The following is a 21,778-nucleotide window of genomic DNA, read 5'->3' as shown; positions in this document are numbered from 1 at the left end:
TCTAGTCAATATAGGGGCATAATATTCAAAAAAAATAAGATATTAGCGCGGAACTCTTTTTTACATGAAATTTAGATTATTCATTTTCGTTGTTATCATATTTACCTCTTGCAGGCAGGAAGCAGGTAAGAGCGATAATTCTATAGCCGAAAATAACGAAGAAAAAACCTTAGAAAAGGTATTTGAGCAACTCAAAAGTGATCAAACAAATATCACCTTTTCAAATACTATCACAGATCGTATTGATACGAAAGAGAATTTGTTTGATTATGACTTTTTCTACAATGGTTCTGGTGTTGGAGTTGGTGATATCAATAACGATGGACTACTAGATCTATTTTTCTGTGCAAATCAAGAATCGAATAAGCTTTATTTAAATAAGGGCAATTTTGTATTTGAAGATATTTCGGATAAGGCGGGTATTAATGCCAGTAAGGGTTGGTCTAGTGGTGTGACTTTTGCTGACGTTAATAATGATGGTTGGCTTGATATCTACGTTTCTCAAGGTGGTCCTAATAAAGGTGAAGCACGTAAAAATCGATTGTATATAAATAAAAAGGATCTCACTTTTAATGAGACTGCAGCTGAGGTTGGTTTGGCAGATGAAAGTATAAGTACCCAATCTTCGTTTTTTGATTTTGACAAGGATGGTGATCTCGATTGTGTTGTTTCAAATGAAAATGAGTTGTACGGAACAGACCCATCTACTTTTTATGAAATTTTAAACAACAATGAAAAGCTTTTAGAACAAAGTAGTGTTCATTTATATCGAAATGACAATGGAAATTTTAAAAATATTACTAAACAAGCAGGATTGCTGAAGCCTGCTTTTGGCCTTGGACTTTGTGTGGCGGATATTAATAAAGATGGGTGGCAGGATATTTATGTAGCAAATGACTACTACGTACCCGATGCTATGTATATTAATAATGGTAAAGGCGGTTTTGACGACAAGATAAAGGAATACACAAAGCAACTCTCATTCTATGGTATGGGCGTTGATATTGCTGATATAAATAACGATACTAAAGAGGATATTTTTGTCTTAGATATGGCGTCTAGCGATCATTATCGAGCCAAAACTTTAATGGCATCTATGAATGTCGATAATTTTAGCTTGTTGGTAGATAGCTTGGAAATGCCTCATCAGTACATGTTTAATTCCCTTCAGCTTAATAAAGGAAGTAATTCATTTACCAATGTAGCTCATTTAACAAGGGTCGCAAAAACAGATTGGAGCTGGGCAGTGCTCATGGAAGATTTTAATCTGGATGGAAAGAAAGACATTTTTGTAACTAATGGTTATAGACGTTATGCGCTCGACAATGATCTAAAGCAGAAAATACGCCAGGCTAAGATGAAGTATCGCGGTCGTGTGCCTCTGAGTGTAAAAAAGGAACTATACTACCAAATGCCATCTGAAAAATTACCTAATTTGATGTATAGAGGTCAAGGCGATTTGCAGTTTGATGAGGTAGCCAAAAATTGGGGAATTAGTGATGCGACATTTTCGAATGGAGCCGTGACCGCCGATCTCGACAATGATGGAGATCTTGATATTGTGGTAAATAACATCGATGCCGAAGCTGGTGTATACAAAAATATTAGCGTTGAAAATAAAAGGGGCAACTACTTAAAAATTGTTGCCGATGGTGATTTATCTGAAACTTTCGCTACAGTTACTTTAAAATATAATGGCAAACAGCAGATAGCCACAAGTAAGCGGACAAGGGGTTATTTGTCATCCGTTGATAATGCTATGTATTTTGGATTGGGTGAAGTTGAAAAAATTGATAGTGTAATCATAACCTGGCCATCAGGTAAACAGTTTATGCTTAATGGCATGTATACAAACCAAAAATTTACTTTTCAAGAAACAGGTTTTCAAGAAAAGGAAATACCCGAAGTAAGTAACAAGTTCATTAATGGACTAAATCCTAAATTGCTGGGATTAGATTTTGTTCACAAAGAAAATCAGTTTAATGATTTTAATGAAGAAGTGTTATTACCGTATAAACAATCAACCTTAGGCCCTTTTATGTCAAAGGGAGATGCAAACGGTGATGGTTTGGATGATCTTTTTATTGGAGGTGCTTCTGGACAGGTATCACAACTTTATATTCAAACAAAACAGGGATTCGAAAATAAGTTGATAATCGCCTTTGAACAGGATGCTTTATATGAGGATATGGAGTCAGTATTTTTTGATATTGATAATGACGGTGATCAAGATTTGTATGTTGTTAGCGGTGGTAATGAATGGGAGTTTAACTCTCGCAATTATATTGATCGTTTATATATCAATGATGGTTCGGGTAATTTTGAAAGAAGAAAAAATACAAGACTTAATGAACAACATCAAAGTGGGAAAGCTGTCGGTGCTTTCGATTTTGATAATGACGGTGATCTTGATATTATAGTTGGAAATAGAATAGAGGCAAGACATTACCCTAAACCAGCAACATCACTAATATTTAGAAATGATGGTGGAGTTTTAAAAGAAGTTGTTGATGTGGTGGCTCCAGAATTTGCAGCCTTAGGAATCGTAAATGATGTCGCAATATCTGATATCAATAAAGACGGCTGGCCTGATTTTATAGCAGTAGGAGAGTGGGGCACGCCTGGAGTTTTCATGAATACAAATGGAATCTTTAAAAATACCTCGGTTAATAGCGGATTGGATGATGAAAAAGGGTGGTGGTTTAGTGTTACGGAAACCGATGTAGATAATGACGGCTTAGCTGATTTTGTATTAGGAAATGTAGGATTGAATTTAAAGCATAATGCATCAAAAGAAAAGCCTTTTAAGGTGTATGCAAGCGATTTTGACGGGAACGGCACATTCGATATAGTATTAAGTAAAAAGTATAAAGGAAAGTATGTCCCCTCACGTGGGAAGGAATGCTCTACTGAGCAAATGCCTTTTATTTCAGAGAAGTTTGGTACTTATAGCGATTATGCTAACGCAAGTTTAGAAGATATTTATGAGGATAATCTGGATAATGCATACAAGGCCGAAGTAAATACTTTTAAATCCCGTGTTTTGATTAACAATGGTGATGGGAGCTTCCAGAAAGAAGATTTAGGCATAGAGAATCAAGTGTTTCCCATTTTAGATGGTGTAAATGTTGATATTAATCAAGGTAGTCAGAAAGAGATGATCCTAGTGGGAACGATTTATGATACCGAAGTAGAAACACCTAGACTCGATGGAGGAGGAGGGGTTTTGTCAGGTGAAGAACTTAATATTGATTTTGATAGGAGTATAAAATCTACTATCCAAATATCTCATAAGACATTGGGTTCCTTGCTGCTTTTTGGTATAAATAATGGCCCGCTCGCCGTATATCAGCTTAACTAAAGTCCGATCGCTTTTATGGCTGGATGATCTTTTTCATAGGAGTAGGTTCTCCAGAAAAAACCTGGACTTTTAAATTTCCAAACTACTTCACCTGCTTCCGTAACTTCCCAAATACCAAAATCGCCTTCCGTAATTAATCTGTTGCCATTTGGCAATAATACAACCCCTGAAACCTTAGGGGAGTATAAATCAGGATCTGTAAAACTCCAAACCACTTCTGGTTCGTTGTCAGCATCTTTTTTTAGATCAAAAGGTAAGGGCAGTTTTAATTCATAAGCGGTGGATTGGTCTAAGCTATTTCCATTTGAAAATATTAATAACTTTCCTTCTTGCGAGTCAATCAAATTAGGGAAGTGGTTATTGTAGAATAAACGTTGCCCAAAACTGCTTTCATAAGCTGTAGGGTTTCCGAACCTGTAAACAAGATCTCCACCTTTCCCAAAATTTCCTCCAGTGGTTCCAGCAGCTTCTTCATTTGTTGTGCTATGATCAATTACCCATACTTCATGATAAAAATTTACGCTAAGGTAGATTAAATCATTCTCGGCATCATATGTCAATGCATTTCCATGAGTAATATCGCCATCGGCGCGTTGGTTGTAATTAATATCTATTCTTTGAGGATTCGCCGAGACATCACCAAAATTTGGTTTAGTCATATCATTATCCTGAATGATATGATCCCATAAATGCCATTCCCAGACTATTTCATTACTCGTTCTATTTACTTCAATAATCCCATCAGGAAAAAGATCGACATTCATCTTATAGCCAGTCTCTATTGCTTGTGAGGCCGTTTTCTTTTCCCAAATCATGATAAGCACGTTTCCATTGGGTAGCATAGCAGCATCATGGTGTGCGATAAAATCATCTGAAGAATAATCGAAATTCCAACTAATATTACCCTCTTTATCAATAATTTGCAATTTACCTCCGAATCCGCCAATTTGGATTTTTGGATCAGGAGCTTCAAGATTCGCCAATACACTGCCATCATCCATTAGGAATACGTCATTACCAAGTCGTTCGCCATTTAATGGCCAATCGAAAAGAACATTGGCCTCTTTGTCCATTATATATGCTTTGTTCGCAGCAGCGTCATTAACAAGTAGCAAATTATTATCAACTAAATCTCTGTTAATAAATTCGACAGAGGTTTCTTCTGAAGGTGGATTGTCTCCACCACCAGTATCTGGATCCGGGTCGTCACCCCCATTATTTCCGCTATCACTGTCTCCATCTCCTTGATCAATGGGTGGAGTAACAGGAGTATCCTTTTCACAAGAACTAAACCCCGTAAATATGAAGAACAAAAGTAGTATGGCTGTAAGTCTCATTAAAATAAAGGTTTATGGCGGTAAATTTAATAAAAGATATGAATTTCAACCTAGTTTTAACATAAAACAAAAAGACCGCCAATTGGCGGTCTTTTCGTTCTTTATGTTTCAGTTTTCATTATTTACTAAATGCAAATATTTAAAACAATTTCACCAGGTGTTGGACCAGGTCCATCAGCCGCAGCAGTATCACCATTAGGTGCTGTTAAAGTATAAGAGTGTTCACCCTCAAAGTTACCAGGTACATAAACGAATGATAACTCCATTGCATCCGCTGGTACTGTAATTGTAAACGAAGCGGCGCTTCCAGAAGTGAACGTATAATCGGTGGCTGTACCGTCAATTGTAACAGTAATTTTTGCACCATCCCAACCATCTCCATAACTGTCAGCAAGGTCTAACTCATAGTCACCTGTTACTGGGGCTACTGGAATACATTTTATTCCAGCAGTATAGCGATAAGGAGAGCTGAAGAATGAACCTCCAGTAACATTACCACTAGCGTCTGATCTAGTAAATGTTCTTCCATCAGTAAGAACTAACTCCAGTCTAACGGTGAATTCATCACCTCCATCGAACTGACCATCAACAAGACCTAATGCAGACAGAGCCTCTGCTAAGGTAAAGCTAATACCTGTTACAGGTAATCCTCTGTCACCAGTTTCAAATTCTGATGCTGAAATTGTTCTTAATAAAGACTCGGCCTTATTATTATCTACTCCGTCATCCTTGTTATCAGTAAAAGAAAGATAAACCTGTAATTCGGATAAAAGTCCACCATTTTCTATATCCTGTTCTTCAATTCTTATTGAAAACTCAGAAGTAGTGTCGAAACGATTAAAACTTGTATTACCAATTTCGATTGTTCTTAAAATAGCCCCTCTTGTAGTATCTGCTACAACTTGATCAACAAGTGCATCGCCTTCATCACATGATGAAATAACACCAACTAGCAAACCGAAGCTCAATAAATATTTTGATATTTTTTTCATTGTACTATTCAATTTAATTAACTATTAATTTGCCGCAGGAAATCCTCCTGAAGGTGCTGATGGCGGATTATTGTCCCAAAATACTTGAACATCTTGAGTTGCCTTCTGCGTAATGCTTGGATTAGCACTAATTTCATTTCCTGGATATAAGAAGGATCTTACAAAATTTCCAGGGTTCGGCTCTATATTTGCCTGAAGGGTTGTTGGGAAACCTGTTCTTCGGTAGAAGTTATAGGCATCAATACCCGCACCAAATTGTGCTACCAAAAATTGTTCTCCAAGTATATTCCATTTTCCGTTCATGTCAGCAGCATCGAATGCTGTTGTGATTGAAGTAACAAAGGCAGTATTGTCGGCTGCGCTTGGGAAAAATGCCGAATTAGCACCTGGATCTTTAGTTCCAAAAGATTGCACTTTTGCGATCGACTTTTCTATACCATCTGATATGAAACCTTCAGCACCTGGCATGTCTCCTGCAGCCATTGCCATTTCGGCACGCATGAAATCAACATAGGAAGCTAACATAATAGGAGTGATACCATTTCCGCCTCCACCAAGACTTAGTCCAACGAAATCGTCAGCATCCACTGAATTTGCAAAATTATCTCCATCAAATTTACCGGCTGCCGGGTAAACACCATAAGCTGTTCTTAAGAAACCGTCTGGCGGTGTACCAGCATCATCTCCAGAATCACGGCCCCAATAGCCATTATCTAAATAACAGAAAGTAAAACCTCCAGCTACATAATGTGCAGGCGGTGCAACCAAAGAGCAATTTAAGGTCTCTTCGTTAGGATCTACGCCAGTAGCTCCAGGGGTTTCATCAGTCTGACGGAAGAAATAATAACGAATACGTGTATCATTATTTGTATCCATTTGATCCATTAACCAGTTTGACTGATAGTTCCCAGCACCAGTTGGAGTATAATCTCCTATGTACTTAGGGTGTCTTGAATCGGGCAGTTGTATGTTCTTACCCCACTGAAATTGAAAATCGTCAGCATTTCCTGAAATGAAATCTCCAGTTGCAACTACTGCATTAAACTTAGATGCTGCCGAAGCATCAACTAAGCGCGTTTGAAGATAAATTTTCATTTTTAGGGTATTTGCCAATTTCTCCCATTTGGTAAAGTCGTTATCGTAAAATAAGTCATTCGCTGGGTTACCTAGGGAAGCAGCGTTTAAGTTAGCAATGGCACTGTTTAACATTGCCTCAGCAGCAGCATATACATCGGCACCAGAATCAACCGCAGGTAGCGGGAATTCATCTGGATTGATAGCTTGAGACCAAGGAATATCGCCTACAAAATCAACAAGTGTGATAAGCATGTGGGCTTGTAAAATCTCACCTATTGCAATATGTCTTGGCAGCTGTGCTTCGTTAGCTAAAACTGTCATTTCTCTTAGATCGGTGAACATACCTCTGTATGCGCGCGTCCAAGTTAGATTTAATGTCGCAGGAGAGAAGTTATTAAAGTAATCTCTTCCAAACATATATTCAACTCGCGTTAATGATGCGCCAAGTCCACTTAGTCCTTCCATATTAAAGGCATAGTCAAGTTGGATCGAATTCAAGTACAAATCGATCGATGCGAACTGTGGAGTTAGTGCGTTAGGGTTTTCTGTAAGATCTAATTCTGTTGTTTCACAAGATTGGAAAACAAGCATTGCCCCACAGAAAACACTTAATACTAAATATTTGATTCTTTTCATGATTTTAAGTATCTAATAGTGTTACTTTATTAAAATGTTGCTTTAAGGCTAATTCCCCATCTCTTACCGCTTGGTCCGTTGATGAATTCAAAACCACGGCTATTTCCTACTCCAAGTGCAACACCTGGATCAAAATTAGTTCCTTCTGGAGTATTGTATGCATCATACCATAGGTTATTACCACTAGCAGTAATAGAAAGAGATCCGAATGGAGTCTTTTCAATTAACTTTTGCGGGAATCTATAGCTTAAAGAAACTTCTTGTAAACGAATTACTGATGCGTCATACACTCTCAATTCAGTTGGACCGAAAAGTAAGTTAGAGAAGTAATAAGTGGAGTTGTTTATTTGAACAGTATTTGTTCCTCCAGCTGGATTAACACCAGGCAAGATAAATGTATTCTCACGATCTACAGTATCAGTCGTTAAACCACGACCTAATAAAGTACTTACTGTTGAGGATGCAATATCACCACCTTTAGTATGGTTAATTTGAACACCTAAAGTAAAGTTTTTAAAGCTTAAGGTATTAATGTAGTTCATTACAAAATCTGGAGTTGGATTACCAACTACAGGTGTTAAACCTTCTTCATCTACGTTTTCAATAACGTAAGTACCACCACTATTTACTCTAAAGTTACCGTCAGCATCTCTTGCAATACGTGTTCCAACCATAGAACCTAGTTCAAAACCTTCACGAGCAACGTTACCACCAGTTCGACCCGATCCACCTATGTAGATAATTTGGTCAACATCATTACCTAGATCAGTAACAGTATTTTTAAACTTCGTGAAGTTAACTCTTGAATTCCAGTTGAATCCATCTCCCTCACTTCTAAAAATATCAATTCCTAAATCAGCTTCAATACCACTTCCTTCAATTTCACCAATATTGGTAGCTGTAACTGTTACACCTGTTGATACCGGTAAAGGTTGGTTTTGAATAATAAGATCTTCCGTTACTCTAGTAAAGTAAGAAGCATCTAAAGTAATTCGATTTTGCCACCATTTTGATTCAATACCAAATTCAATTTCGGTTTGAAGCTCTGGCTTAATAGCAGCATTCGCTAAACGCGCATTAGTGGTGTTTACAGGAATGTTTGTTCCACCATCTGTTTGGAAACGTTGGGTGTTGAAATCAAGCGTGTTTACTGCAGGGAATCCTCCAGCAAAACGTGCAGATGTACCATAACTAGCTCTTAATTTTAAATAGTTAAGAACATTTTCAGATTTTAAACCTTCGATGGTTGCAGTCGGTAAAAATGCCAAACTTGCAGAAGGGTAAAATAAGTTGTTTACCTCACCTGGTAGGTTTGAAACCCAATCATTACGTCCAGCCAACGTTAAGTATAAGTAATCATCATAATCAAATTGTGCCTGACCATAAAGACCCAAAGTATTCAAAGTTGAGCTGAATTGAATTTCATCTTGAACATCATAATTGAAGTGTCTTAAAATGCCAAAAGCATTTTGGCCAGAACTTGCAACACCAGATTGGTCAATGTTTTCACTTCGTGAAGTTGCACCTAAGTTAAAGGTAACATCAATCTTATCAGTTAGGTTGTAATTACCGTTAAGTACGATACTGTGATCCCAAGTTTCGCTAAGAACAGTTGAAGTATTTAAAAATCCAAGTACGTTTGAATCAATACCACCTTTATTTTGGTAGTTGTTCGTTAACTCACTATAAACATCCATACCAAAACGGTAGAAGATATTTAAGTTGTCATTAAAGTCGTATTGTACAACTGAATTTCCTTGAATACGATTTGTCAACTGAGAAATTTGTGCATTTGCAACTGTCCATAAAGGATGTTGTATACTGTTGTTTTGGCGATAGTAAACACTAGAGCCATCTACAGGGTTCTGGAAAGGAAGTCCGGCTACATCAACAGAACGCGGTGTAAAGAATAAGTGTCCGAAAACCGATGAAGTTCCCGCAGAGAACGTACCGTTACCTTCACTCTCTGCTACCGGAGGAGTTTTGAAATCAGTACGAGAATAGTTCATAGATCCAGAGATCGTGAACTTGTTAGAAAGCTGAGAACGTCCACCTACAGAGAGGTTATTTCTTCTAAGACCATTCCCAGGTGTAAATCCTTTTTCATCAAGGTGACTAAAAGAAACACCAAAAGAAGTTGTTTCGTTTCCGCCTCTAAAGCTTATCGATGTGTTACTTGTTCCACCTGTACGGAAGAAGTTTTCAACACTATCATATGGTCTCCATTCGTAAAGTGCTCCCTGGAACTCAGGGAATGCAGCTTGAATTGCTGGAGTTGATGTTGAGTAAGGGTGTTGTAAGAAACCTGGCGTTCCAGAGGCTGTTCCGTTAATAGCATTTTGAGCTCCCCATCCGGCAGCACCATCTCTATTAAAACTTGGTCCCCAGTTACTGAAGAACCAACCGAAAGCTTGATCAAAACCGTTACCGTATTCATTTTGATAATCTGGTAATGAAGCTACCTGATTAACAAAATAAGACTGGGTTACAGTAATTTCATTTTTCTTAACTGTGTTTTTAGCTGAACCTGATTTAGTGGTAATAAGAATTACACCATTACGCCCATCGTTACCATAAAGAGTTGCCGCAGCAAGTCCTTTTAGTACACTAACACTTTCAATGTTGTTAGGGTCAAGGTCTAACGATCTACTTGATCCGTTGTTACCAACCCTAGCGCCACCAACAGCATTGGTGTCATTGTTATAAGGAACACCATCTACAATAAACAATGCTTGGTTACTTCCTCCAAATGAAGAGTAACCACGAATAACAACGTTAGTACCCGAACCAGATAAACCACTTGTTTGGGTTATCTGAACACCTGAAGCTTTACCGTTAAGAACACGGTTAATGTCATTTTCCGGATTTTGTTCTAATTGCTCAGAACCTACCGTACTCACCGCATAACCTAGTGCCTTTTTCTCTCTACGAATACCTTGTGCAGTAACAACTACCTCCTCAAGTGCGGTAGCATCTTCATTAAGTTGCACATTAATCGTATTGGCAGCTCCAACTGTACGTTCTTCTGTTTTTTGACCAACATAAGAATAAACTAATATCTGACCAGCACTCGCTTGAATCGAGTAATTACCGTCAAAATCAGTTTGCGTACCTGTTGTGGTACCTTTAACAACTACACTTGCGCCAGGAAGTGGCAGACCGCTTTGGTCTGTTACTACACCAGTAATGGTTTTTTCCTGAGCAAAGGATAGTTGCACTACAAACGCTAGCAATAGCGTTAAAAATCCACTAAACTTTGTTTTCATTTTTTAAATTATTTGAATTAGCTATCGCCAAAAATCATAATTTAATGTTAACCGCACAACTTTTTTGTCATAAAAATTAACTCTTCTTTAAGTAAATGTTAGATTATTGGTCGATTGTTATAAAATATTAACAGAATATTATCGTAAAATCGATTGCAAGTTGAAGATCGAGAATAGATCGATTTTTTCTGTGATTATGCTTTATTTTCGAACTGAAGATTTATCAAAATTGAAATGAATAAATAACCTGATTAAAATTAATCTTGATAGGTTTGAATAGTTCAAATATATTTCTACCTTTGCAGCCCTCAAAAAGAGGGTTTTAAAAATATCATAATTTATTTATGCCAACAATTTCACAATTAGTACGAAAAGGAAGGGCCAAAATAACCAAGAAGAGTAAATCGGCTGCTTTAGATTCGTGTCCTCAACGAAGAGGGGTGTGTACACGTGTTTACACTACGACGCCTAAGAAACCAAACTCAGCAATGAGAAAGGTAGCAAGGGTTCGTCTTACCAATGGTAAGGAAGTGAATGCTTACATCCCAGGAGAGGGTCACAATCTACAAGAGCACTCGATAGTATTGGTTAGAGGCGGAAGGGTAAAAGATTTGCCAGGAGTTAGATATCATATCGTTCGTGGGGCACTTGACACAGCTGGTGTTGAGGGTCGTACACAGCGTAGATCTAAATACGGTGCAAAACGCCCTAAGAAATAATAGTATAATATAGTATTATAATAAGGTAATGAGAAAAAGAAAGGCGAAAAAAAGACCGATTCTTCCAGATCCAAGGTTTAACGATCAGTTAGTAACTCGTTTCGTAAACATGATGATGTGGGATGGAAAGAAGTCGGTAGCTTTTAAAGTATTCTATGATGCGATTGATATCGTGGAAGAAAAGAAACAAGACGACGAAAAAACAGCTTTAGAGCTTTGGAAAGATGCATTGTCTAATGTAATGCCTCATGTAGAAGTAAGAAGTCGCCGCGTAGGTGGTGCTACTTTTCAGATTCCAAGGCCAATACGACCAGATCGTAAAATCTCTACTGCAATGAAGTGGTTGATTAGTTTTTCTCGTAAGAGAAATGAAAAGTCAATGGCTGCAAAATTAGCTGCAGAGGTATTAGCTGCATCTAAAGAAGAAGGTGCTGCGGTTAAGAAAAGAATTGATACGCACAAAATGGCAGAAGCAAACAAAGCATTCTCTCACTTCAGATTCTAATAAAAATGGCTAGAGATTTAAAATTTACAAGAAACATAGGTATCGCTGCGCATATTGATGCAGGGAAAACAACTACTACCGAGCGTATTCTTTATTATACTGGTGTGTCTCATAAAATTGGTGAGGTGCATGATGGTGCTGCAACTATGGACTGGATGGAGCAAGAGCAGGAGCGTGGTATTACCATTACTTCGGCTGCTACAACTTGTACATGGCAATTCCCAACTGAGAATGGGAAGCCAACTGCGGATGCTAAAGGATATCACTTTAATATTATCGATACTCCGGGTCACGTTGATTTTACAGTAGAGGTAAACCGTTCATTAAGAGTTCTTGATGGGTTGGTTTTCTTATTTTCTGCTGTTGATGGTGTTGAGCCTCAATCGGAAACTAACTGGAGACTTGCAGATAATTACAAAGTGCCTCGTATTGGTTTCGTAAATAAAATGGACCGTCAAGGTTCTAACTTCCTTGCTGTTTGTCAGCAGGTGAAAGATATGTTGAAGTCTAACGCTGTGCCAATTGTATTAAACATTGGTGATGAGGCAGATTTTAAAGGTATTATCGATTTAGTGAAGAACCGTGCTATTGTATGGCATGATGAAACTCAAGGGGCGACTTTTGATGTAATCGATATTCCTGAAGATATGAAAGAGGAAGCTCGTAAGTATCGCGCACTTTTAATTGAAGAGGTTGCGACTTATGATGAAAACCTTTTAGAAAAATTCATGGAAGATGAAGATTCTATTACAGAAGAAGAAGTGCATGCTGCGCTTCGAGCTGCTGTAATGGATATGGCTATCATTCCTATGATTTGTGGTTCGGCATTTAAAAATAAAGGTGTGCAGTTCTTATTAGATGCTGTATGTCGTTACTTGCCTTCACCAACAGATAAAGAAGGTATTGTAGGTGTTAATCCTGATACTGAGCAAGAAGAAGTTCGTAAGCCGGATGTAAATGAGCCATTTGCTGCTCTCGCATTTAAAATTGCTACTGATCCTTTTGTTGGTCGTTTAGCATTCTTCCGTGCATATTCTGGTCGCTTAGATGCGGGATCATATGTCCTTAATAATAGATCTGGTAAAAAAGAGCGTATTTCTCGTATTTACCAAATGCACTCTAATAAGCAGAATGCCATCGAATATATTGAGGCAGGAGATATTGGAGCAGCTGTAGGATTTAAAGACATTAAAACAGGTGATACTTTATCGGCTGAGAAATCTCCAATCGTATTGGAATCTATGGATTTTCCTGATCCGGTAATTGGTATCGCAGTAGAGCCTAAAACAAAAGCCGATGTTGATAAGTTAGGTATGTCTTTAGCTAAATTGGCTGAAGAAGATCCAACTTTCCAGGTTAAAACTGATGAAGCTTCAGGTCAGACTATTATTTCTGGTATGGGCGAGCTTCACTTAGACATTATTGTAGATCGTCTTAGACGTGAGTTCAAGGTTGAAGTTAACCAAGGACAGCCTCAGGTTGAGTACAAAGAAGCAATTACTGCTTCTGCTGATCACAGAGAGGTGTACAAGAAACAATCTGGTGGTCGTGGTAAATTCGCAGATATCGTATTTACTATGGAGCCTGCTGAAGAAGGTACTACTGGCTTAACATTTGAATCTGTAATTAAAGGTGGTAATGTTCCTAAGGAATTTGTTCCTTCTGTAGAGAAAGGTTTCAAAGAAGCTATGAAAAATGGTCCTTTGGCTGGATACGAAATGGATTCAATGAAGATTACATTGAGAGACGGTTCGTATCACGATGTGGATTCTGATCAACTTTCGTTCGAACTTGCTGCAAAACTTGGTTACAAGGCTGCTGCAAAAGCTGCAAAAGCTGTGATCATGGAACCAATTATGAAGTTAGAGGTTCTTACTCCTGAAGAAAACATGGGAGATATTGTAGGTGACTTAAACAGACGTCGTGGTCAAGTTAGTGACATGGGTGATCGTGCTGGTGCTAAAGTGGTAAAAGCTACTGTGCCATTATCTGAAATGTTCGGATATGTAACATCACTTAGAACGTTGTCATCTGGTAGAGCAACATCTACTATGGAATTTTCACACTATGCTGAAACGCCAACTAATATTGCAGAAGAGGTAATCAAAGCTGCTAAAGGTGTTGAAGCTTAAATAAAAGAGAAATGAGTCAGAAAATCAGAATAAAACTAAAGTCTTACGATCACAACTTAGTAGATAAGTCTGCTGAGAAAATCGTAAAAACGGTAAAAACTACCGGAGCTGTAGTAACAGGTCCGATTCCTTTACCAACACATAAAAAGATTTTTACCGTATTACGTTCTCCACACGTAAACAAAAAATCACGTGAGCAGTTTCAATTAAGTTCTTACAAAAGATTACTTGATATTTACAGCTCATCTTCAAAAACGATTGACGCGTTAATGAAGTTGGAATTACCAAGTGGTGTTGAAGTAGAGATCAAAGTATAATTCTAAATTCAGAATTCTGAATTCAGAATTATAAAACATGTCCTTAACGACAGGTTAGGGAAAAACGGAAACAAAATAATATTCGGGATCGAATTTGTTTTGATCCCGTTTATTTTGAGATAAAGTTTAAATAATTATTAATAGAGAAGAAGAATAAAGGATATAGTATCTGGAGTTCGGAGGCTCAAATCTAAATTAGAAATGTCTGGGTTAATAGGAAAGAAAATCGGCATGACCAGCATCTTCGACGAAAATGGTAAAAACATACCATGTACAGTAATCGAAGCTGGCCCTTGTGTCGTTACCCAAGTCAGAACCGAAGAGGTTGACGGGTATGAAGCTCTTCAACTTGGTTTCGATGACAAGGCAGAAAAACGTGCTCCTAAAGCGGCTCAAGGTCACTTTAAGAAAGCAGGAACATCGCCTAAGTACAAAGTTGTCGAATTTCAAGGATTTGAAGAGGAGTATAAATTAGGTGATACTATCACAGTTGAGCATTTTACTGAAGGAGAGTTTGTTGATGTTTCAGGAACTTCAAAAGGTAAAGGTTTTCAAGGTGTTGTAAAACGTCACGGTTTTGCCGGTGTAGGTCAAGCTACTCACGGTCAACATAACCGACTGCGTGCTCCTGGTTCTATTGGTGCTGCATCTTACCCAGCAAGGGTATTTAAAGGTATGCGCATGGCAGGACAAATGGGTAACGAGAAGGTGAAAGTTCAAAACCTACGTGTATTAAAAGTAGTGGCTGACAAGAACTTGCTTGTTGTTAAAGGCGCAGTTCCTGGTCACAAAAACTCATACGTAATCATTCAGAAGTAATGAAAGTAGCAGTAGTTGATATTAATGGAAAAGAAACAGGAAGAAAGGTTGAGCTTTCTGATGCTGTTTTCGCAATAGAGCCTAATGAGCATTCAGTTTATCTAGATGTAAAGCAGTACTTGGCTAATCAACGTCAAGGTACTCATAAGGCTAAAGAACGTGCTGAAATTACGGGAAGTACTCGTAAGATCAAAAAGCAAAAAGGTACCGGTACCGCGCGTGCAGGTAGTATTAAATCTCCAGTGTTTAGAGGTGGTGGTCGAATCTTCGGTCCTAGACCGCGTAACTACGGATTTAAATTGAATAAAAACGTAAAGCGTTTAGCTCGTAAATCGGCTTTAACTCTTAAAGCAAATGAGAAGGCAATTACCGTAATCGAAGACTTTAATTTCGATGCGCCAAAGACAAAAGATTTCATCAATGTTTTAGCCTCTTTAGGCCTTGAAAACAAAAAGTCTTTGTTTGTGTTGGGTGACTCAAATAATAATGTATATTTGTCGTCGCGTAATTTAAAACGCTCAGAAGTTGTAACTAGTTCAGAATTAAGTACTTACAAAATTGTTAATGCAAACAGTGTTGTGCTTTTTGAAAGTAGTGTAGAAGGAATTGAGTCTAATTTAAGTAAATAGATCAACATGAGTATCTTAATAAAACCGATTATTACCGAGAAGGCAAACGCTGATAGCGAATTGCTAAACAGATACACGTTTTATGTTGATACTAAGGCTAATAAGATCGAAATTAAAAACGCTGTTGAGGCAACTTACGGTGTGACTGTCGAGAAAGTTAGAACCTTAAATTATCATCCTGAACGTAAAGTTCGTTATACAAAAACGGGATTACAAAGAGGTAAAACCAATGCTACAAAAAAAGCAATCGTTCAGATTGCAGAAGGTGAAGCAATTGACTTTTACAGTAATATATAAGTAAAGACACAAAATGTCAGTTAGAAAATTAAAACCGATAACCCCAGCTCAGCGTTTTAGAGTTGTAAATGGATTTGACGCCATTACGACTGATAAGCCGGAGAAAAGCTTGTTAGCTCCGAAAAAAAGATCTGGTGGTAGGAACAGTCAAGGAAAAATGACCATGCGCTATATTGGTGGTGGTCATAAGAAAAGGTATCGTATTATCGATTTCAAGCGCGATAGAAAAGATGCAGCTGCAGAAGTTGTATCAATTCAGTATGATCCTAACCGAACTGCGTTTATCGCATTGGTAAAATTCGAAGATGGTGAAAAACGTTACATCATTGCTCAAAATGGTTTACAGGTTGGGCAAAAAGTAGTTTCTGGTAGTAATGTTGCTCCAGAAATTGGTAACGCAATGCCTTTAAGTGATATTCCTTTAGGAACAATCATTTCTTGTATCGAGCTTCGTCCAGGACAAGGTGCGGTTATCGCGCGTAGTGCTGGTGCATTTGCTCAGTTAATGGCACGTGATGGTAAGTATGCTACGGTTAAGTTGCCTTCAGGTGAAACAAGAATGATACTTGTTAATTGTTTAGCGACAATTGGCGCTATCTCTAACTCTGATCACCAGTTACTAGTATCTGGTAAAGCAGGTAGAGGTCGTTGGTTAGGTCGTCGTCCAAGAACAAGACCAGTGGCAATGAACCCAGTCGATCACCCAATGGGTGGTGGTGAAGGTCGTGCTTCAGGTGGTCACCCACGTTCTAGAAAAGGACTTCCAGCAAAAGGATTTAGAACACGTTCTAAAACTAAAGCGAGTAATAAGTATATAATAGAACGAAGAAAGAAATAAGATATGGCACGTTCACTTAAAAAAGGACCTTTCGTTCGTCACAGTTTAGAAAAAAAGGTACAGACTAATATAGAGTCTGGTAAGAAAGCAGTTATCAAAACATGGTCTAGAGCCTCTATGATAACTCCAGATATGGTAGGACAAACTATTGCAGTACACAACGGTCGTCAATTTGTACCGGTCTATGTAACTGAGAATATGGTTGGTCATAAGTTAGGAGAATTCTCACCAACAAGATCATTCCGTGGTCATGCAGGTGCGAAGAATAAAGGAAAAAAATAATAAGTAGCTATGGGAGTTCGTAAAAGAGAAAGAGCGCAGCAAATAAAAGAAGCCAACAAACAGGTTGCTTTTGCTAAGTTGAATAACTGCCCTACATCACCTAGAAAAATGCGTTTAGTAGCGGATTTAGTTCGTGGTGAAAATGTAGAAAAAGCACTTGCTATTTTAAAGTTTAGTCAAAAAGAGGCTGCACGTAGAGTAGAGAAATTACTACTTTCTGCAATCGCTAACTGGCAAGCTAAAAATGAAGATGCAAGCATTGAAGATGCAAATCTTTTTGTGCAAGAAATAAAAGTAGACAGTGGAGCAATGTTAAAGCGTTTACGCCCAGCACCACAGGGTCGTGCTCATAGAATAAGAAAAAGATCTAACCACGTGACGATCGTGTTAGGTGCTAACAATAATACACAAAGCTAAGACGTAGTATGGGACAGAAAACAAATCCGATAGGAAATCGCCTAGGTATTATCAGAGGATGGGAATCTAACTGGTATGGTGGTAACGACTATGGAGACAAACTTGCTGAGGATGATAAAATCCGCAAGTATGTTCACGCTCGTTTATCAAAAGCTAGTGTAAGTAGAGTAATTATTGAGCGTACGCTTAAACTTGTAACCGTTACTATCACTACGGCAAGACCAGGTATCATTATTGGTAAAGGTGGCCAAGAGGTAGACAAGTTAAAAGAAGAGCTTAAGAAAATTACTAATAAGGAAGTACAGATCAATATTTTTGAGATCAAACGTCCTGAGCTAGACGCACATTTAGTAGCTGCTAGTGTTGCAAGACAAATCGAGAATCGTATCTCGTATCGTCGTGCAATCAAGATGGCTATCGCGGCTGCGATGCGTATGAATGCTGAGGGAATTAAGATCCAAATCTCTGGAAGATTAAACGGGGCTGAAATGGCACGTTCTGAATCTTACAAAGATGGTCGTATTCCATTATCTACCTTCAGGGCAGATATTGACTATGCTTTAGTTGAAGCTCACACTACTTATGGTAGATTGGGTGTTAAAGTATGGATCATGAAAGGCGAAGTGTACGGAAAAAGAGAACTTTCTCCGCTTGTTGGTATGTCCAAAAAGCAATCAGGAAAAGGTGGTGATAGAAAAGGTGGCCGTGATGGCGCACGTCGCAGAAAGTAATTTTTAAAGGAAAGTAAGAAATGTTACAACCTAGAAAAACAAAATTCCGCAAGCAGCAAAAGGGTCGCATGAAAGGTAATGCCGGACGTGGACACCAGCTTTCAAACGGAATGTTTGGTATTAAATCATTAGACTCAAATTTCCTAACGTCTCGTCAAATAGAGGCAGCTCGTATCGCAGCAACGCGTTACATGAAAAGGGAAGGCCAGTTGTGGATTAAAATATTTCCAGACAAGCCTATTACCAAAAAGCCATTAGAAGTACGTATGGGTAAAGGTAAAGGTGCGGTAGAATATTGGGCAGCTGTTGTAAAGCCGGGACGTGTATTGTTCGAAATTAGTGGTGTTCCTTATGACACAGCTAAAGAAGCATTGCGTTTGGCAGCACAGAAATTGCCAGTAAAAACTAAGTTTATTGTAGCAAGAGACTACGAAGCATAATTTATTTAACGATGAAACAATCTGAAATTAAAGAATTATCGGTAGCTGAGCTTCAAGAAAAGCTTGGTGAGTTTAAAAAGAGTTACGCTGACCTGAAAATGGCTCATGCAATTTCTCCATTAGAAAATCCAATTCAAGTTCGTTCTGCTCGCAGAACTATTGCACGAATTGCGACTGAATTAACAAAAAGAGAACTACAGTAGTAGTCACTTGATCAGATGGAAAAAAGAAACTTAAGAAAAGAGCGTATAGGAGTTGTTACTAGTAGCAAAATGATGAAATCAATTGTGGTTTCTGAGGTGAAAAAAGTAAAACACCCTATGTATGGTAAGTTCGTTTTAAAAACGAAAAAATACGTAGCGCACGACGAGAATAACGACTGCAACGAAGGAGATACTGTAAAGATCATGGAAACAAGACCTTTAAGTAAATCTAAATGTTGGAGGTTAGTAGAAATCATTGAAAGAGCTAAGTAATGGTACAAACAGAATCTAGATTAAAAGTAGCAGACAACACCGGAGCTAAGGAAGTCCTTACGATTCGTGTGCTAGGAGGTACAAAAAGGAGATATGCTTCTGTTGGAGACAAGATTGTAGTAACCGTTAAAGATGCTACCCCAAATGGTAGTGTTAAAAAGGGAACTGTATCGACTGCAGTAGTAGTTCGTACCAAGAAAGAAGTAAGACGTCCTGACGGATCTTACATTCGTTTCGATGATAATGCTTGTGTATTGTTAAACCCACAAGGAGAGATGAGAGGTACTCGTGTATTCGGTCCTGTTGCTCGTGAGTTACGTGACAAGCAGTTTATGAAGATTGTATCATTAGCGCCAGAAGTGCTTTAATTTTAGAGAAGATGACAAAGCTAAAGATAAAATCAGGAGACAACGTAAAGGTAATTGCTGGAGATCACAAAGGATCAGAAGGAAAAGTACTAAGCGTTGATCGTGTTAAGAACAAAGCAATCGTTGAGGGTATTAATGTTGTAAAAAAACATACCAAGCCAAGTGCTCAAAATCCTCAAGGTGGTATTGTAGAAAAAGAAGCACCTATTCAAATTTCAAACCTATCGTTGTTAACCGCTGATGGTCAAACAACACGTGTAGGTTTTAAAATGGAAGGTGACAAGAAAGTGAGATATTCAAAAAAATCTAACGAAGTTATCTAGTCATGAGTTATACACCTAGATTAAAAGACGAATATAAAGACAGAGTTGTTTCCGCTCTTAAAGAAGAGTTTGGTTACAAAAATGTAATGCAGGTTCCTAAACTTCAGAAGATTGTTGTATCTCGCGGAGTTGGTGCTGCTGTAGCTGATAAAAAACTAATCGACTATGCAGTTGATGAAATGACCAGAATTACGGGTCAACAAGCAATTGCAACGATGTCCAAGAAAGATGTTGCATCATTCAAATTACGTAAGGGTATGCCAATTGGCGCTAAAGTAACTTTACGTGGTGATCGTATGTACGAATTTTTAGATAGATTGGTAACTGCTGCCTTACCAAGGGTACGTGATTTTCAAGGTATCAAAGCTAATGGTTTTGATGGTCGCGGAAATTACAACTTAGGTGTGACAGAGCAGATTATTTTCCCAGAGATCGATATCGATAAGGTAAACCGCATCTCAGGAATGGATATTACGTTTGTGACCTCGGCTGATACCGATAAGGAAGCAAAATCATTATTAACAGAATTAGGATTACCTTTTAAAAAGAACTAGTATATGGCTAAAGAATCAATGAAAGCCCGCGAACGTAAGCGCGCGAAAACGGTTGCTAAGTATGCTGCTAAGCGTAAAGCGTTAAAAGAGGCAGGTGATTACGAAGCATTGCAGAAATTGCCTAAAAATGCTTCACCAGTGCGTATGCACAACCGTTGCAAGTTAACAGGTAGACCTAAAGGATATATGCGCCAGTTTGGTATTTCTCGTGTAATGTTCCGTGAAATGGCTAACAAAGGGTTAATTCCTGGAGTTCGAAAAGCAAGTTGGTAATAACGATTTAAAAGGATAACAAATGTTTACAGATCCTATAGCAGATTTTTTAACAAGAATACGTAACGCCAGCGCAGCTGGACACCGTGTTGTAGAAGTGCCTGCATCAAACCTGAAAAAAGATATGACTAAGATCTTATTCGATCAAGGTTTTATTTTAAGTTATAAGTTTGATGAGAATGCCGTTCAAGGTAATATCAAAATTGCACTTAAATATGACAAGTTCACAAAAGAACCTGTTATCAAAAAAATTCAACGTATCAGTACACCAGGTTTACGTCAGTATGCTGGTGCTCAAGAACTACCTCGCGTTTTAAACGGTTTGGGTGTTGCAATCGTGTCTACTTCTCACGGAGTAATGACAGGTAAGCAAGCGCAAAAAGAAAACGTTGGTGGTGAAGTACTGTGTTACGTTTACTAATTAGTAAAAGACAAAGAAATGTCAAGAATAGGTAAAAGTCCAATTGCAATTCCAGAAGGAGTTACAATAGATATAAAAGAAGGAGCGATTACTGTAAAAGGTAAGCTTGGCGAATTGACGCAAGAAATTGCTGATATTACTGTAAAGCAAGAAGAGGGTAATATAGTTCTTGAGCGTCCTACGGAATCTAAAGATCATAAAGCTAAGCACGGTTTATACCGCTCGCTTATCAATAATATGGTTGAAGGTGTTTCAAAAGGATTCACAAAAGAGCTTGAGCTTGTTGGTGTAGGGTATAGAGCCTCTAACCAAGGTCAAAAATTAGATTTGGCTTTAGGGTTCTCTCATAACATCGTATTAAACCTTGCTCCTGAGGTAAAAGTGGAAACTATATCTGAAAAAGGAAAGAATCCAATCGTAAAGCTAACTTCGCATGACAAGCAATTAGTTGGGCAAGTAGCAGCGAAAATTAGAGGCTTCCGTAAGCCAGAACCTTATAAAGGTAAAGGTGTGAAGTTTGTAGGTGAACAAATAAGAAGAAAAGCTGGTAAATCAGCATAATCAATAG

General features: G+C 38.1%; 25 protein-coding genes. 21 read left to right on the top strand and 4 right to left on the bottom strand.

The window, feature by feature from the left end; all coding sequences use genetic code 11:
• Window positions 1-64: 64 nt before the first annotated feature.
• On the top strand, window positions 65-3,361 hold the full coding sequence (locus GWK10_RS03270) for a VCBS repeat-containing protein (RefSeq protein WP_164029459.1): 3,297 nt from the start codon (window positions 65-67) through the stop codon (window positions 3,359-3,361).
• On the opposite strand, the gene GWK10_RS03265 is transcribed toward GWK10_RS03270, so the two are convergent.
• From GWK10_RS03265 to GWK10_RS03250, 4 genes are all read right to left on the bottom strand, one after another.
• On the bottom strand, window positions 3,358-4,698 hold the full coding sequence (locus tag GWK10_RS03265; protein ID WP_164029458.1) for an aryl-sulfate sulfotransferase: 1,341 nt from the start codon (window positions 4,696-4,698) through the stop codon (window positions 3,358-3,360). The genes GWK10_RS03270 and GWK10_RS03265 overlap by 4 nt on opposite strands.
• A 125-nt stretch (window positions 4,699-4,823) precedes the next feature.
• Window positions 4,824-5,690 carry a hypothetical protein gene (locus tag GWK10_RS03260; RefSeq protein ID WP_164029457.1) on the bottom strand — a complete coding sequence of 289 codons (867 nt, stop codon included), beginning with the start codon at window positions 5,688-5,690 and terminating at the stop codon, window positions 4,824-4,826.
• A 24-nt stretch (window positions 5,691-5,714) separates the two neighbouring features.
• Entirely contained in the window at window positions 5,715-7,403 is a 1,689-nt protein-coding gene (locus GWK10_RS03255) for a SusD/RagB family nutrient-binding outer membrane lipoprotein (RefSeq protein ID WP_164029456.1), read from the bottom strand.
• Between the two features lie 29 nt (window positions 7,404-7,432).
• Entirely contained in the window at window positions 7,433-10,669 is a 3,237-nt protein-coding gene (locus tag GWK10_RS03250; protein ID WP_164029455.1) for a SusC/RagA family TonB-linked outer membrane protein, read from the bottom strand.
• Window positions 10,670-11,013: 344 nt separating this feature from the next.
• On the opposite strand from GWK10_RS03250, the gene rpsL reads away from it, so the two are divergent.
• The 20 genes from rpsL (at window position 11,014) to rplF (ending at window position 21,771) form a co-directional block, all read left to right on the top strand.
• A complete protein-coding gene (gene rpsL, locus GWK10_RS03245) occupies window positions 11,014-11,388 on the top strand; it encodes a 30S ribosomal protein S12 (RefSeq protein WP_010230128.1) in 375 nt (124 codons plus the stop codon).
• A gap of 28 nt (window positions 11,389-11,416) precedes the next feature.
• A complete protein-coding gene (gene rpsG, locus GWK10_RS03240) occupies window positions 11,417-11,893 on the top strand; it encodes a 30S ribosomal protein S7 (RefSeq protein WP_164029454.1) in 477 nt (158 codons plus the stop codon).
• 5 nt (window positions 11,894-11,898) lie between these two features.
• The gene (gene fusA / locus GWK10_RS03235; protein WP_164029453.1) at window positions 11,899-14,025 is read left to right on the top strand and encodes an elongation factor G; all 2,127 of its coding nucleotides are present in this window, start codon (window positions 11,899-11,901) and stop codon (window positions 14,023-14,025) included.
• 11 nt (window positions 14,026-14,036) lie between these two features.
• Complete coding sequence (gene rpsJ, locus GWK10_RS03230; RefSeq protein ID WP_007094989.1) at window positions 14,037-14,342, top strand: 30S ribosomal protein S10; 306 nt, start codon at window positions 14,037-14,039, stop codon at window positions 14,340-14,342.
• Between the two features lie 201 nt (window positions 14,343-14,543).
• Window positions 14,544-15,161, top strand: coding sequence for a 50S ribosomal protein L3 (gene rplC / locus GWK10_RS03225; RefSeq protein ID WP_164029452.1), 618 nt, complete (start codon window positions 14,544-14,546; stop codon window positions 15,159-15,161).
• Window positions 15,161-15,790 (top strand): 50S ribosomal protein L4, encoded by a 630-nt coding sequence (rplD, locus tag GWK10_RS03220; protein WP_164029451.1) that lies wholly within the window; start codon window positions 15,161-15,163, stop codon window positions 15,788-15,790. The genes rplC and rplD overlap by 1 nt, the downstream gene beginning before the upstream one ends.
• 6 nt (window positions 15,791-15,796) lie before the next feature.
• Entirely contained in the window at window positions 15,797-16,087 is a 291-nt protein-coding gene (gene rplW, locus GWK10_RS03215) for a 50S ribosomal protein L23 (protein ID WP_164029450.1), read from the top strand.
• Window positions 16,088-16,100: 13 nt separating this feature from the next.
• Complete coding sequence (gene rplB, locus GWK10_RS03210; RefSeq protein ID WP_164029449.1) at window positions 16,101-16,925, top strand: 50S ribosomal protein L2; 825 nt, start codon at window positions 16,101-16,103, stop codon at window positions 16,923-16,925.
• Window positions 16,926-16,928: 3 nt separating this feature from the next.
• Window positions 16,929-17,207, top strand: a complete 279-nt coding sequence (gene rpsS, locus GWK10_RS03205; protein WP_164029448.1) for a 30S ribosomal protein S19 — start codon at window positions 16,929-16,931, stop codon at window positions 17,205-17,207.
• Between the two features lie 9 nt (window positions 17,208-17,216).
• On the top strand, window positions 17,217-17,624 hold the full coding sequence (gene rplV, locus GWK10_RS03200) for a 50S ribosomal protein L22 (RefSeq protein ID WP_164029447.1): 408 nt from the start codon (window positions 17,217-17,219) through the stop codon (window positions 17,622-17,624).
• 8 nt (window positions 17,625-17,632) lie between these two features.
• A complete protein-coding gene (gene rpsC, locus GWK10_RS03195) occupies window positions 17,633-18,355 on the top strand; it encodes a 30S ribosomal protein S3 (RefSeq protein ID WP_164029446.1) in 723 nt (240 codons plus the stop codon).
• Between the two features lie 20 nt (window positions 18,356-18,375).
• Window positions 18,376-18,795, top strand: coding sequence for a 50S ribosomal protein L16 (rplP, locus tag GWK10_RS03190; protein ID WP_164029445.1), 420 nt, complete (start codon window positions 18,376-18,378; stop codon window positions 18,793-18,795).
• An 11-nt stretch (window positions 18,796-18,806) separates the two neighbouring features.
• Window positions 18,807-18,998, top strand: a complete 192-nt coding sequence (rpmC, locus tag GWK10_RS03185) for a 50S ribosomal protein L29 (protein WP_164029444.1) — start codon at window positions 18,807-18,809, stop codon at window positions 18,996-18,998.
• Between the two features lie 15 nt (window positions 18,999-19,013).
• Window positions 19,014-19,271 carry a 30S ribosomal protein S17 gene (gene rpsQ / locus GWK10_RS03180; protein ID WP_164029443.1) on the top strand — a complete coding sequence of 86 codons (258 nt, stop codon included), beginning with the start codon at window positions 19,014-19,016 and terminating at the stop codon, window positions 19,269-19,271.
• A complete protein-coding gene (gene rplN / locus GWK10_RS03175; protein ID WP_164029442.1) occupies window positions 19,271-19,639 on the top strand; it encodes a 50S ribosomal protein L14 in 369 nt (122 codons plus the stop codon). The genes rpsQ and rplN overlap by 1 nt, the downstream gene beginning before the upstream one ends.
• Window positions 19,640-19,650: 11 nt before the next feature.
• The gene (gene rplX, locus GWK10_RS03170; protein WP_164029441.1) at window positions 19,651-19,962 is read left to right on the top strand and encodes a 50S ribosomal protein L24; all 312 of its coding nucleotides are present in this window, start codon (window positions 19,651-19,653) and stop codon (window positions 19,960-19,962) included.
• A 2-nt stretch (window positions 19,963-19,964) separates the two neighbouring features.
• Window positions 19,965-20,516 (top strand): 50S ribosomal protein L5, encoded by a 552-nt coding sequence (rplE, locus tag GWK10_RS03165; protein WP_164029440.1) that lies wholly within the window; start codon window positions 19,965-19,967, stop codon window positions 20,514-20,516.
• A 3-nt stretch (window positions 20,517-20,519) separates the two neighbouring features.
• The gene (gene rpsN, locus GWK10_RS03160) at window positions 20,520-20,789 is read left to right on the top strand and encodes a 30S ribosomal protein S14 (protein WP_164029439.1); all 270 of its coding nucleotides are present in this window, start codon (window positions 20,520-20,522) and stop codon (window positions 20,787-20,789) included.
• 22 nt (window positions 20,790-20,811) lie between these two features.
• Window positions 20,812-21,210 (top strand): 30S ribosomal protein S8, encoded by a 399-nt coding sequence (gene rpsH, locus GWK10_RS03155; protein ID WP_164029438.1) that lies wholly within the window; start codon window positions 20,812-20,814, stop codon window positions 21,208-21,210.
• An 18-nt stretch (window positions 21,211-21,228) separates the two neighbouring features.
• Window positions 21,229-21,771, top strand: coding sequence for a 50S ribosomal protein L6 (rplF, locus tag GWK10_RS03150; protein WP_164029437.1), 543 nt, complete (start codon window positions 21,229-21,231; stop codon window positions 21,769-21,771).
• The last annotated feature ends 7 nt before the right edge of the window (window positions 21,772-21,778 follow it).

The organism is Spongiivirga citrea, from assembly GCF_010671565.1.
GTDB classification, from domain to species: domain Bacteria; phylum Bacteroidota; class Bacteroidia; order Flavobacteriales; family Flavobacteriaceae; genus Spongiivirga; species Spongiivirga citrea.
The sequence above is the reverse complement of the archived record's forward strand: the minus strand, read 5'-3'. Positions and strand labels throughout refer to the sequence as shown.